Origin of the sequence: Mycobacterium sp. 852014-52144_SCH5372336 (assembly GCF_001665615.1) — a bacterium.
Lineage (GTDB): Bacteria > Actinomycetota > Actinomycetes > Mycobacteriales > Mycobacteriaceae > Mycobacterium > Mycobacterium neumannii_A.
Window position 1 is genome coordinate 175,968 of sequence record NZ_LZSW01000055.1, and the last position, 13,152, is coordinate 189,119.

Annotated in this window: 12 protein-coding genes and 1 pseudogene; 3 read left to right on the forward strand and 10 right to left on the reverse strand. The window is 67.4% G+C overall.

All coding sequences use genetic code 11. The annotated features are described in order from the left end of the window. Positions 1-486 carry an FxsA family protein gene (locus A5759_RS17855; protein ID WP_064393907.1) on the reverse strand — a complete coding sequence of 162 codons (486 nt, stop codon included), beginning with the start codon at positions 484-486 and terminating at the stop codon, positions 1-3. Between the two features lie 47 nt (positions 487-533). On the opposite strand from A5759_RS17855, the gene A5759_RS17860 reads away from it, so the two are divergent. Further along, positions 534-1,241 carry a dienelactone hydrolase family protein gene (locus A5759_RS17860; RefSeq protein ID WP_068199954.1) on the forward strand — a complete coding sequence of 236 codons (708 nt, stop codon included), beginning with the start codon at positions 534-536 and terminating at the stop codon, positions 1,239-1,241. Here the strand turns inward: A5759_RS17860 and A5759_RS17865 are convergent. From A5759_RS17865 to A5759_RS17900, 8 genes are all read right to left on the reverse strand, one after another. Continuing rightward, positions 1,225-1,623: a PPOX class F420-dependent oxidoreductase gene (locus tag A5759_RS17865; RefSeq protein ID WP_064393909.1), complete on the reverse strand. Its 399-nt coding sequence runs from the start codon at positions 1,621-1,623 to the stop codon at positions 1,225-1,227. The genes A5759_RS17860 and A5759_RS17865 overlap by 17 nt on opposite strands. Positions 1,624-1,625: 2 nt before the next feature. Further along, positions 1,626-2,006, reverse strand: coding sequence for a PPOX class F420-dependent oxidoreductase (locus tag A5759_RS17870; RefSeq protein ID WP_064393910.1), 381 nt, complete (start codon positions 2,004-2,006; stop codon positions 1,626-1,628). A 9-nt stretch (positions 2,007-2,015) separates the two neighbouring features. Further along, positions 2,016-5,600 carry a cobaltochelatase subunit CobN gene (gene cobN, locus A5759_RS17875; protein ID WP_068199956.1) on the reverse strand — a complete coding sequence of 1,195 codons (3,585 nt, stop codon included), beginning with the start codon at positions 5,598-5,600 and terminating at the stop codon, positions 2,016-2,018. Between the two features lie 403 nt (positions 5,601-6,003). Further along, positions 6,004-7,467 (reverse strand): NAD(P)/FAD-dependent oxidoreductase, encoded by a 1,464-nt coding sequence (locus A5759_RS17880; protein ID WP_068199957.1) that lies wholly within the window; start codon positions 7,465-7,467, stop codon positions 6,004-6,006. Between the two features lie 62 nt (positions 7,468-7,529). Beyond that, positions 7,530-8,495: a glycine betaine ABC transporter substrate-binding protein gene (locus A5759_RS17885; protein ID WP_064393913.1), complete on the reverse strand. Its 966-nt coding sequence runs from the start codon at positions 8,493-8,495 to the stop codon at positions 7,530-7,532. Continuing rightward, a complete protein-coding gene (locus tag A5759_RS17890) occupies positions 8,492-9,262 on the reverse strand; it encodes an ABC transporter permease (RefSeq protein ID WP_064393914.1) in 771 nt (256 codons plus the stop codon). Before A5759_RS17890 ends, A5759_RS17885 begins: the two co-directional genes overlap by 4 nt. Further along, on the reverse strand, positions 9,259-10,446 hold the full coding sequence (locus A5759_RS17895; protein WP_068199958.1) for an ABC transporter ATP-binding protein: 1,188 nt from the start codon (positions 10,444-10,446) through the stop codon (positions 9,259-9,261). The genes A5759_RS17890 and A5759_RS17895 overlap by 4 nt, the downstream gene beginning before the upstream one ends. Beyond that, positions 10,443-11,090 carry an ABC transporter permease gene (locus A5759_RS17900; RefSeq protein ID WP_064425607.1) on the reverse strand — a complete coding sequence of 216 codons (648 nt, stop codon included), beginning with the start codon at positions 11,088-11,090 and terminating at the stop codon, positions 10,443-10,445. Before A5759_RS17900 ends, A5759_RS17895 begins: the two co-directional genes overlap by 4 nt. A 152-nt stretch (positions 11,091-11,242) precedes the next feature. Here A5759_RS17900 and A5759_RS17905 point away from each other — a divergent pair. Continuing rightward, positions 11,243-11,587 (forward strand): annotated as a pseudogene (locus A5759_RS17905) (TauD/TfdA dioxygenase family protein); the annotation flags it as partial. A gap of 36 nt (positions 11,588-11,623) precedes the next feature. On the opposite strand, the gene A5759_RS17910 reads toward A5759_RS17905, so the two are convergent. Beyond that, entirely contained in the window at positions 11,624-11,902 is a 279-nt protein-coding gene (locus A5759_RS17910) for a hypothetical protein (protein WP_064393918.1), read from the reverse strand. A gap of 134 nt (positions 11,903-12,036) precedes the next feature. Between A5759_RS17910 and cobG the strand changes: the two genes are divergently transcribed. After that, positions 12,037-13,152, forward strand: coding sequence for a precorrin-3B synthase (gene cobG, locus A5759_RS17915; protein ID WP_068199962.1), 1,116 nt, complete (start codon positions 12,037-12,039; stop codon positions 13,150-13,152).

Sequence of the window (13,152 nt, forward strand, 5' to 3'; positions counted from 1 at the left end):
TCACAGCCCGTCGGCGGGCGGACGCGGGCGCTCCACGGCGGGCGGTTCGACGTCGACCACGTCGACGACCTCACCGTCGATGTAGTCGTTCCGCTTGGTAGCCGCTCCCCACCCGGCCATTCCCGCGGTGATCAGCGGCGCCCGGCGGGCGGCGAGCGCGGTCAGCAGCGGGCGTCCCGCGGCCCGCGTCGGTGGCAGCAGGAGCAGCGCCCCCGCCACCGAACTGGCCAGCCCGGGGATCGCGACGAGCACCGTGCCGAGCGCGACCAGGACGCTGTCGGCGGCGGTGCCGTGCAGGGTCGCCGGGGTCAGGCCCGCGCGCAACCTGCCGACGTGACGCCTGATCTGCGATCCGGCCAGCGCGAAACCCAGCACGAACGTCGTGAGCAGCAGCAGTAGCGTCCAGCCGATGCCGATCGTCGACACCAGAGCCACCACGACCGCGGTTTCGATGACCACATAGAGGACAAACAGCCGCATCGCCATACGTGGTAAACGTCCGGACGGCCGCGAGGGTTCCGTAGATTGGCGGTGTGGCCACGATCAAGATCGATACGCCGGGCGGTCCCATCGACGCGCTGCTCTCGACGCCGGCCGGCGAGGGCCCGTGGCCGGCGATCGTGGTCGTGCACGACGCGATCGGCTACGGACCGGACAACGCGGCGATATCGGCGCGCATCGCCGAGGCGGGCTACATCGCCATCACCCCCGACCTGTACTCGCGCGGTGGCCGGGCCAGATGCATCACCCGGGTGTTTCGCGAACTGCTCAGCAAGCGGGGTCGCGCGCTCGACGACATCCTCGCCGCCCGCGACCATGTGCAGGGCCTTTCCGAGTGCACGGGCGCCGTCGGCATCGCCGGGTTCTGCATGGGTGGGCAGTTCGCGCTGGTGATGTCGCCGAAGGGGTTCGGCGCGTCCGCGCCGTTCTACGGCACCCCGCTGCCCCGCCGACTCGACGAGACGTTGATCGGGGCGTGCCCGATCGTCGCCAGCTTCGGTCGCCGCGACCCGATCGGCATCGGAGCGGCGGACCGGTTACGAAAAGTGGTTGCGGACAAGCAGATTCCGGCCGACATCAAGGCGTATCCGGATGCCGGGCACAGCTTCGCGAACAAGTTGCCGGGGCAGCCGCTGTTGCGGATCACCGGTTTCGGCTACAACGAGGCGGCGGCCAGCGACGCCTGGGCGCGGGTGTTCGCGTTCTTCGGCGAGCACCTGACGGCTACCCCGCGGGGTTGACCGCGGGCTTGATCTCGATGCCGATGTGGATCTTGTCGATGCCACCGCGGATGAGCGCCTGCGGGATCCACCACCACGCATGCCACCAGTAGCGCCGGGTGACCTTGTCGAAGACGCGGCGGGTCTCCTGTTTGGGCAGCACCCGGGCGACGGCTTCGACCGGGTCGCCCTTCGGCTTGCCCAGCGCCGTGGACTTCTGGATCGTCACCCGCGGGGTGTTGTTGATGCGCTTGGTCTTCCACGACCCGTCATCGGTGATGACGAGCAGTTTGTCGTCCTCGGGGGCACCCCAGATCGGGGTGGGCTTGGGTCTGCCGTCCTTGGTGAACGTGGTCAGCAGGATGTACTTCGAGCGGGCGACGTCGTCGAAGGTGTCGGCCACGGTCAACCCGGCTTGATCTCGATGGTCACGTTGTTCTTCATTCCCCCGCGCAGCTTGGAGAAAACGTTGAACGTCTTGCCCAGCAGACCATAGCGCTTGCCGATCGCGTCGTAAGTCGCGCCGTTGGCGGACTTGTCGAGAACCGCGGCGACGGCTTCGACCGCCTCCCCCTTGGGGTTGCCGCGCATGTCGCACGGCGCGATGGTCACCCGCGGGGTGTTGCGGATCCGCTTGACCTTCCACGAGGACTCCTGCGTGATGGCGATCAGCCCGTCACCCTCGGGCACCGCCCAGATCGGTGTCGGCTTGGGCCTGCCGTCCTTGGTGAACGTGGTCAGCAGGATGTACTCGGACTTGGCGACATCGGCGAAGGTGGCAGACACCTCCCCAACCTAGCCCTCCAAGTCGCCTTCGGTCTCGAGCAGCACCTTGCGCAAACCGTCGAGCGTCGCCTGCTCCGGGGCCGCCCACATTCCGCGGTCGGCGGCCTCCAGCAACCGTTCGGCCATACCGTGCAGGGCCCACGGATTGGACTCGGTCATGAACTTGCGGTTCTCGTCGTCGAGCACGTATTCCGCCGACAGCCGCTCATACATCCAGTCGGCCATCACGCCTGCCGTGGCGTCGTAACCGAACAGGTAGTCGACCGTGGCGGCCATCTCGAACGCACCCTTGTAACCGTGCCTGCGCATCGCGTTGATCCAACGCGGGTTGACCACGCGGGCGCGGAACACCCGGGTGGTCTCTTCGGACAGGGTGCGGGTTCGCACGGCATCGGGGCGGGTGTTGTCGCCGATGTAGGCGGCGGGGTCCTTACCGGTCAGTGCACGAACGGTGGCGATCATGCCGCCGTGGTACTGGAAGTAGTCGTCGGAGTCGGCGATGTCGTGTTCGCGGGTGTCGGTGTTCTTGGCCGCCACCGCGATTCGGCGGTACTGCCGGCTCATATCATCACTGGCGGCGGCTCCGTCTAATCCGCGGCCGTAGGCGAATCCGCCCCACGCCGTGTACACCTCGGCGAGGTCGGCGTCGTCGCGCCAGTTGCGGCTGTCGATCAGCTGCAGCAGCCCGGCACCGTATGTGCCCGGCTTCGAGCCGAAAATCCTAGTGGTGGAGCGACGCTCGTCGCCATGCTCGGTCAGGTCGGCCTGGGCGTGCGCGCGGACGTAGTTGTCCTCGGCCGGTTCGTCGAGGCCGGCGACGAGCGCCACGGCGTCGTCGAGCATCGTGACGACGTGTGGGAAGGCGTCCCGGAAGAAACCGGAAATGCGCACGGTGACGTCGATACGAGGCCGTCCGAGATCGGCCAGCGCGATCGGTTCGAGATCGACGACTCGCCGCGACGCCTCGTCCCACACGGGGCGCACCCCCAGCAGGGCGAGCACCTCCGCGATGTCGTCACCGGAGGTGCGCATCGCCGATGTGCCCCACACCGACAGGCCGACCGAGCGCGGCCAGCCGCCGTAGTCCTGGCGGTACCGATCCAGCAGCGAATCGGCCATCGCCACACCGGTTTCCCAGGCCAGTCGTGACGGCACCGCCTTGGGGTCGACCGAGTAGAAGTTCCGCCCGGTGGGCAGCACGTTGACCAGCCCCCGCAGCGGCGATCCCGACGGGCCTGCGGCGATGAAGCGACCGTCGAGTGCGCGAAGGATCTGGGTGATCTCCTCGGCCGTGCCCGCGAGCCGCGGCACCACTTCGGTGGCGGCGAACCGGAGCACCGCGGCGACGTCGGCGTTGTCGGTCAGCGTGTCGACCACCTCGGCGTTCCACCCCGAATCCTGCAGCGCAGCGACCAGCTTCCGGGCTTGTGCTTCGGCGGCGTCGACGGCGGTGCGTTCGTCGTTGCCGTCCTCGGCGAGGCCGAGCGCTTGGCGAAGGCCCGGCACCGTCTGCTCGCCGCCGAAGAGTTGGCGCGCCCGCAGCACCGCGAGCACCAGGTCCAGTTCGTCTTCGCCGCTTGGTGTTTGGCCGAGGATGTGCAACCCGTCGCGGATCTGGACATCTTTGATCTCGCAGAGCCAGCCGTCGACGTGCAGCAGCATGTCGTCGAACGAGTCCTCTTCGGGTCTTTCCTCGAGACCGAGATCGTGGTCCATCTTCGCGGCGCGCATCAGCGTCCAGATCTGCTGACGGATCGCGGGCAGCTTGCCGGGGTCGAGCGCCGACACGTTGGCGTGCTCGTCGAGCAGCTGTTCCAGACGCGCGATGTCACCGTAGGTTTCGGCGCGCGCCATGGGTGGGATCAGATGGTCGACGAGCGTGGCGTGGGCGCGACGCTTGGCCTGGGTGCCCTCACCGGGATCGTTGACCAGGAACGGGTAGATCAGCGGCAGGCTGCCCAGCGCGGCATCGGATCCACAGGCCGCCGACATGCCCAGCGTCTTACCCGGCAGCCACTCCAGGTTGCCGTGCTTGCCGAGGTGCACCACCGCATCGGCGCCGAACACCGACTCGATCCACCGATACGCGGCCAGATAGTGGTGGCTCGGCGGCAGATCCGGATCGTGATAGATCGCGACCGGGTTCTCACCGAAACCGCGCGGCGGCTGCACCATCAGCACGACGTTGCCCGCCTGCAGTGCCGCGATGACGATCTCACCGTCGGGGTCGGCGCTGCGGTCGACGAACATCTCTCCTGGCGGCGGACCCCAGTGCTCGACGATCGCGTCGGTGAGCTCGGCAGGCAGCGTGGCGAACCAGTCGCGATACTCCTTGGCCGACACCCGGATCGGGTTCCCCTCGACTTGGCCTTCGGTAAGCCAGTCGTGGTCCTGGCCGCCGCGTTCGATCAGATTGTGGATGAGTGCGTCGCCGTCACCGGAGGCGATGATGGTGTCGAGATCGCCGTCACCGTCGCCGATCCGGTAGCCGTGCTCGCGCATCGCGCGCAGCAGCGCGATCGCGCTGGCCGGCGTGTCGAGCCCGACGGCGTTGCCGATGCGGGCGTGCTTGGTCGGGTAGGCGGAGAACACCACCGCGATCCGCTTGTCCTGCACGGGGATTGCACGCAACCGCGCATGGCGGACGGCCAGCCCGGCGACCCGGGCGCACCGTTCACGATCGGGCACGTACGAGGTGAGGCCCTCGTCGTCGATCTCCTTGAACGAGAACGGCACCGTGATGATGCGCCCGTCGAACTCCGGCACGGCGACCTGGGTAGCGACGTCCAGCGGTGAGAGCCCGTCGTCGTTGTTCTGCCACTGCGCCCGTGGGCTCGTCAGGCACAGCCCCTGCAGGATCGGAACGTCCAGCGCCGCGAGGTGCGCGACGTTCCATGCGTCATCCGTGCCGCCGGCTGACACGCTCGACGGGGTGGCGCCACCTGCCGCCAGCACCGTCGTGATCAGCGCGTCGGCCGACCCGAGCAGTTCGAGCAGGTCCGCGTCGGCGGTGCGCAGCGAAGCGCAGAACACCGGCAGCGCACGGCCACCGGCGCCCTCGATCGCGTCGCACAGCGCCTCGACGTAGGCGGTGTTGCCGGCGAGATGTTGCGCGCGGTAATAGAGCACGGCGACCGTGGGTCCGTCGCCGCCGCCGTCGCGGGGCACCACGCCCCACAGCGGTGTGCTCTCGGGCGGTGAGAACCCGAAGCCGGTCATCAGCAGGGTGTCGCACAGGAATGCGTGCAGGTGACGCAGGTTCGCCACACCGCCCTGAGCGAGATAGACGTGTGCCTGCAGCGCGACCCCCGCGGGCGTGGTCGAGTGACCCATCAACTCCGCGTCGGGCGACTGTTCGCCGCTGACCACGACGGTGGGTACGCCGTTGGCCACCACCTCATCGATGCCGTCCTGCCAGGCGCGGTAGCCGCCGAGAATCCGCACCACCACGACGCCCACGCCGCTCAGCAGTTCGCCGAGTTCACCGTCGACCAGCCGGGACGGGTTGGCCCACCGGTAATTGGCGCCGCTGGACCGGGCGGTGATGAGGTCGGTGTCAGAGGTGGACAGCAGTAGTACAGCAGGTTCCGGCACCCCCCATTCCTACCCCACACGCTCACCCCCGTTTTCCGCGAGCGTGCGGGTCTGTCGACGACACGCCGCGTGATGTGCGCACTCCACGCACCCGTCGGCGGGCGCGAGCGTGCGGAACGTGCTGAATCTTCGCGGCGTGTCGTCTGCAGACTCGCACGCTCGCGCAAAAAGGGTGAGGTGTCTAGCGGCGGTTCCAGCGGCCATACGTGCTCTGCGGATACGGCAGTCCGAGGGCGGCGATCAGTACGACCAGAAGAGCACCGAACACGATGAGTTCGAACATCGTCGTTCCTTCCTGACGCTTACTGCACACGCGTGCAGTAATCTGGAACTTACGACGTCAGCGGGTTTTTGCGGCCAACTTGTGTGGCACGGATCACTAGAGGCTCTAGTGTGACGATCGTCACTTTTGAGCGGTGTGGACGGTGAAGTCCGACAGCACCGGCGAAGCCAGCAGCCGGCGATGCCGAACGGGTTCCCAGGGGAACAGTTCCGGTAGACCATTCTTGTCGAGATACCAGCTGTTGCAGCCGGTGGTCCAAACCGTCTGCGGCATAGCGGCTTTCATCTCCTCGTTGTAATCCTTGGTGGCGACGTCCGTCGGGGCCGCGGCGACGATGTCGCCGTTGCGGATGCGTTCGATCCACCACATCGCGTAGTCGGCCTGGTTCTCGGCGATGATCACCAACGACTGTTGTCCTATCGGAGAGTGCGGGCCCATCAGCATGAACAGGTTCGGGAATCCCGGCACCGCGACCGACCGGTAGGCCTGCGGCCCGTCTGCCCAGGCTTCGTTGAGTGACACTCCGTGCTCGCCGATGATCTCCATCGGACGCACGTAGGCGTGGGCGTCGAAGCCGGTGGCGACGACGAGCAGATCCACCTCGTGCAGTGTCCCGTCCGCAGTGACGACACCTTTGGGCTCGACGTGGTCGATCGGATCGACGACGACGTCGACGCCCGGCTTCTGAACGGATTGGTAGTAGTGGCCGGCCGCGATGATGCGCTTGCACATCGCCTGGTAGTTCGGTGTCAGTTTGCTCCGCAGTTCTGGGTCGCGCACCGAGAGGTTGAGATTCCACCGGCACATCGCCGACACCAGTCGGCGACGGAATCCCGGCGAAACCATGGCCTTGGCGAAGAAGTTCTCGTACACGGCCTGCCAGAAGCGGTAGCCGAGGCGGCTCATCGCCGGGAAGCGTCGAAGTGCTGCCTTGGTGATCGGTGAGTAGCGCGGGTTCGGGAACGGGAAGACCCATTGCGCGGTGCGTTGGAAGATCGTCAGACCGCGGACGTTCCCGCCGAGCTCAGCGGTGATCTGGACACCGGTCGAGCCCGTCCCGATCAGCCCGATCCGCTTGTCCTGCAAGGACACCGAGTGGTCCCAGCGCGATGAGTGAAACATCGGGCCCCCAAAAGTGTCCAGGCCGGGAATGTTCGGATAGCGTGGCACGCGCAGGATTCCGGTGGCGGTGATGACGATGTCGAACGCTTCTGTGCCGCCGGTGGTGCTGACCCACCACGTGCCGTCGCGGAACTCCGCCGATGTCACCGCTGTGCCGAATCTGATGTGGGTTCGAATGTCGCGCTCGGTGGCGACCTGCATGAAGTAGGACTGCACCTCGCCACCCGGCGGCAGCAACCGCGTCCATTCGGGATTGGACCGGAACGAATACGAGTAGAAGCGCGAGGGCACGTCGCAGTGGAGTCCGGGATAGGTGTTGTCGCGCCAGGTGCCACCGACTTCGTCGGCCTGCTCGAAGATCGTGAAGGTGTCGATGCCCGCGTCCTGCAGCCTGGCCGCCATGCAGATGCCCGACATGCCTGCGCCGACGATCGCGATACGCACTGTGCGTTTCTCTGCCATCGAACCCCCTCCGGCTACCGGAAGGGTACGCCTGACCAGCGTGGTTGTCGTGGCAATCGGGGCTACGGCACGGTGACGAAACCTTCGGCCACCATCCAGTCCCGCGCGACCTGGCTCGGGTCGCGGCCCTCCACGTCGACCTGCTTGTTCATCTCCATGATCGCCTCGTTGGTCAGAGCGGCCGTCACCGGCGCCGTGACCTCCGCGATCTGCGGATGTGCTTCGTAGAAGGCACGTTTCATGGTCACCGACGGGTTGTAGTGGGCGAAGAACTGCTTGTCGTCGACGAGTACCACGAGGTCGAGCGCGGAGATGCGGCCGTCGGTGGTGAACACTTCGCCGAAGTCGCACTGCGTGCCGTCCGCTGTGGCCTGATAGATGATCCCGACCTGCAGTACCGGCGTCTGCGCCCGCGCCGGATCGAACCCATAGGCCGCCGCCATTCCGGGAAAGCCGTCCTGGCGGGCCCGGAACTCGGTGTCCACGCACGTACGCGCAGCCGCCGGATCGCGCTTGACCAACTCGGCGTACTGCGAAAGCGTGCGCACACCGGTCCGCTCGACGACTGCCCTGCTGGCCGCCAGCGCGTAGGTATCATCCATCGGTGCGGGCGGCAACCACACCATGTCGTTGCGGGCCAGGTCCTCGTCGCGGACGGCCTCGAACTGTCTGCGGCTGTCGGGAATCGGCTTCTCGTGGCCCAGGTAGTTGATCCATGCGTTGCCGGTGAACTCGTAGGCGACGTCGACCTGACCCGACAACTGGGCTTCCCGGGTGCTGCGTGAGCCTACGATGCCGGTGAGGTCACGCACGTCGGCACCGGCGGCGGTCAACGCGAACTCCAGGATGTATCCGAGGATCACCTGTTCGGTGTATTCCTTTGAGCCCACCGTGATTTGCACTCCTTCGAGTGCGGCGACGGGCTGGATGGAGCCGGGGCCTACCTTGAGCGGCACGGTGCTGCCCGCTCCCAGCCCGCACCCGGCGAGCAGCAGGCAGGCCAGCGCGGCGATCGAGCGGCGGATCATCGAAGGCCCTTGGGATTGAGGTAGAACTCGGCCAATCCGCCCATCCAGTCGACCAGCAGGGCGAGGCAGACCGCGAGCACGCTGCCGAGGATCAGGGTCACGTTGTCCTGCAATTTGTATCCGGTGTCGATCAGGATGCCCAGACCGCCGGCGTTGACGAGGAAGCTCAGTGTCGCGGTTCCCACGGCGAGCACCAACGACGTGCGCAGTCCGGCCAGGATGTACGGGATCGCCAGCGGCATCTCGACCCGCGTCAGCACCGAACGTCGCGACATGCCCTGTCCCAGTCCCGCATCCACCAGCGACCGGTCCACCTGATTGATGCCGAGGATGGTGCTGGCCAGCACGGGCAGCAGTGAGTACAGCGCGATCGGAAGGACGCCGATCCAGAACCCGGTCCTACCCGACCAGAGGAACAGCAGCACGAGCAGCCCGATGGCCGGCGCCGCCTGGCCGATGTTGGCGACGCCCATGAACAACGGGCGCAACAGTTTCGCCCCGGGGCGGGTGACCAGCACCCCAAGCGGAACGCCGATGGCGAGCACGATCGCGGTAACCGCCACGGTGATCAACAGGTGCTGCCAGATCAGTGTGGCGATGTTGCCGGGGTTGATGTTCTCCTGCTGGGTGGCGGTCAGGTCGCGGTTGAACGCCCAGAAGATCACGGCGGCAGCGATGATGAGCACCAGGACCGGCTGGATGAGCAGTCGTATGCGCTCACCCGAACTGGCACCCGACGACTGAGCGGAATCCGCGACCGCGGTCATGGCTGTCCGTCCGTGTCGGCCTCCGCCGACACCCGCAGCCAGGTGATCGTGTTGATCAGCGTGTCCAGGGTGACGACACCCTCGTACCGGCTGCCCGCACCGACCACCACCGCCGACGCGTGCTGGTCGGCGAGGATTGCCTCGAGCGCGTCCTCGAGCGTGGAATGTGTGCTGACGACATCGAGCGGTTCGACGACATCGGCCAACGTCGTGGCGTGCGCGAGCTTGGCGCCCCGGATCCAGCTGACCGGCCGGTCGCGGCCATCGAGCACAACGACCCAGTCAAACTCGCTGCCCGCCAGCGTCTTTCGCACGTCATCGATCAAATCCGTCTGGCGTACCGAGGGATGCGGCCGCAGCTCGACGTCCTTGATCCGCGTCAACCCCAGCTGGCGCAACGAGGCGCCGGAGCCGACGAAGCCGGCCACGGTGTCGTCGGCGGGGTTGGCCAGGATGTTCTGCGGAGTGTCGTACTGCAGCACCTTGGACTGGTTGCCCAGTACGGTGATCCGGTCGCCGAGCTTGACCGCCTCACCGAAGTCATGGGTGACGAAAACGATGGTCTTGCGTAGTTCGCCCTGCAACCGCAGCAGTTCGTCCTGCAGCGTGCTGCGAGTGATCGGGTCGACCGCGCCGAAGGGTTCGTCCATCAGCAAAACCGGAGGGTCGGCGGCCAACGCGCGCGCGACCCCCACACGTTGCTGCTGCCCACCGGACAGTTGGCGTGGATACCTGTCGGCGTACTGGCTCGGCTCCAGCCCCACCATGTCGAGCAGTTCGTCGACCCGCTCGGCGATGCATTTGCGGTCCCAGCGCAGCAACCCGGGCACCAGACCCACGTTCTGGCGAATCGTCATATGCGGGAACAGCCCGGCCTGCTGGATGGAGTAGCCGATCGAGCGGCGAAGTTCGGTCGCGCGGATCGACATCGCATCCTTGTCGCCGATCATGATCGTGCCCGACGTCGGCTCCGACAACCGGTTGATCATCCGCATCATCGTGGTCTTCCCGCATCCCGACGGGCCAACGAACACGACGATCTCGCCTGCGGGGATCTCGAGCGACACGTCGTCCACCGCAGGGCGGTCGGAGCCGGGATAGACCTTGGAGACGTGGTCGAGCACGATGCGCACCCCGGTGCTGCCGTTCGAGGCCATGTCGTCCGGTATGAGTTGCCCTGTCATCGAATGCCTTTCGACGTGGTGAGGCGGCCGATCAGGACGAGCACCGCATCCAGCGCGAGCGCGAGGATGACGATGAGCAGCGTGCCGGCGAGCGCCATCGGGACGGCCGTCGGGCTGCCCACCCGCGCCAACCCGGTGAAGATCAGGTTCCCCAGCCCCGGTCCTTTGACGTATGCGGCGATCGCCAGCACGCCCATCGACATCTGAGTGCTGATCCGCATGGCCGACAGGATCGACGGCCACACCAGCCGCAGTTCCACTCGGGCCAGGGTGTCGAGCCTGCTCATCCCGATGCCCCGCGCCGCGTCGGTCAGCGCGGGGTCCACCGCGGTGAGCCCGACGATCGTGTTGCGCACGATCGGAAGCAGTGAATACAGCACCAGCGCCGTGATGCTGGGAACCACGCCGAGCCCGAACAACGGAATCAGCAGGCCGAGCAGCGCGAACGCCGGGACGGTCATGATCACGCTGGATGTCGAGGTGGCGAGGTTGGCGGCGACCGGGTTGCGGTAGGTCAGCACACCGATCACCACGCCGGCGATCGTCGCGATGAGCACACTTTGGACGACCGCGCTGACGTGCTGGTAGGAGTCGAACGCCAATTGCGCCTGGTGGGCCCATATGTAGTCCCACAGTGCCCTCACGGCGGTGAGCTACCCGATCTTGATCGAGCCGAAACCCAGCCCTGTTCGATTCGCGCTGAGTCGAACGGTCGTCGTCACACGGTGCTGAGGCGAAGGTGTTCACCACGTTTCATCCATCGTCTGGAGGTCACCACGTGCCGCTTTCGTTGCGGGTGGTCAAGCTCGGCGCACACATCGGCGCCCGGATCGAGGGCGTCGACCTCAGCGTCAGCACCGACGTGACGTTCGTCGACCGGATCCCGAAAGCGTCCATCCTGCGCGCCATCACCCTGCCCCCGTACGGCGGCACGACGACATGGGCATCCACGGAGGCCGCCTACGACCGTCTGCCCGCGCCGTTGCGTGCGCTGGCCGAGAACCTGTGGGCCGTGCACACAAACCAGTACGACTACGCCTCGCTGCATGATGAGCCGGGCGCGGCACTCACCGCCGAACAGCGGTCATACCGCGACGAATTCGTCTCCGACTACTACGAGACCGAACATCTTGTGGTGAAAGCCTCCGGCGGGCAGGCCCCGGCGCTGGCCAGCTGATCAGAGCCGGTTGCACTCCCGAGACAGCAACGCTTCCTCGAGGTAGGCGAAGCGCTGTGGATAGTGGTTACGCGCAGGTTGGCGGCCGCTGTGGTGCCAGAGCCCGCGCACCGCATCCAGCGCCGAGGGCCAGTGCCGGTACGTCGGTGACGGAAACCGGGCGGCCGCGGTGCCGAACCGCACCTGCTCTTCGGTGATCAGCGTCGGTTCGGCCGTCGGCGCCGGACGTGTCGAGGAATGTTCCGTCGACGGACGCCTCGTTCTGGTCAGTTCGGTCATGGCGACTCTCCCACCGTGCTCGCCCGGTCCACCTCGGACCTGGATGTTTGTGAAGTTAGGAGCCCGCGGTAGGCCACGCACGCGTAAGGCACTACCTGTGTTTGCGGGGGCCACCCACGGACTACCGTGAACTCGTGGCCAGGACCCGCGACCAGGACGCCTGCCCCGGTGCGCTGCAGGTGCATCAGGCGGCGGACGGCGCGTTGGCGCGGATGCGGCTGCCGGGCGGGGTGATCACCGCTCCGCAGTTGGAGGCGCTGGCACGGGCGGCCACCGAATGCGGCGCGGGCACGCTGGAGCTCACGTCGAGGGGCAACCTCCAGATCCGCGGCGTCACCCACACCGGGGCGGTCGCCGAGGCCGTGGCCGCGGCCGGGCTCCTGCCCTCGCCGACGCACGAGCGCGTGCGCAACATCGTCGCCTCACCGCTGTCGGGGCGGGTGGGAGTGACCGCCGACATCCGCGGAATCGTCACCGAGCTCGACGACGCCATCCAGGCCGACCCGGAACTGGCCACGCTGCCCGGCCGGTTCCTGTTCGGCATCGACGACGGGCGCGGCGACATCTCCGGTCTTGCCCCCGACGTCGGCGTGCACGTCGCGGCCGCCGACGCCGCGCTGCTGCTGGCCGGGCGCGACACCGGTGTCCGGGTGCCGATGCAGACGGCGGTGTCGACGATGCTCGACGTGGCCCGTCGCTTCGCTGCCACGCGCGAAAATGCCTGGCGCGTCAAGGAACTCAGTGAGACCGGCGCCCTGCTGGGCGGGCTGCTGCCGTCCGTGGAACCGGGTACGACGTGGCCGGCGGTCACCCGGCCGCCCGTCGGTTGGCTCGAACAGCACGACGGCCGCATCGCGCTGGGTGCGGCGGTTCCTCTGGGCGTGCTGCCCGCCCGAACGGCCGAGTTTCTGGCCGCAATCGAGGCGCCGATGGTGATCACGCCGTGGCGCTCGGTGCTGGTGTTCGACCTCACCGAGGACGTCGCCGACGTCGCGTTACGCGTGCTCGCCCCGTTGGGCCTGGTGTTCGACGAGAACTCGCCCTGGCTGTCGGTCAGCGCCTGCACGGGGCGCCCCGGTTGCGAGCACTCGCTGGCCGACGTCCGCGCCGACGCCGCCGCCGCGGTGACACAACCGGCCGCGGGCCACCGCCACTTCGTCGGATGCGACCGGGCCTGCGGCAGCCCACCCACCGGTGAGGTGCTGGTGGCAACCGGAGACGGATACCGGACGCGCGACGCTCACCCGTAG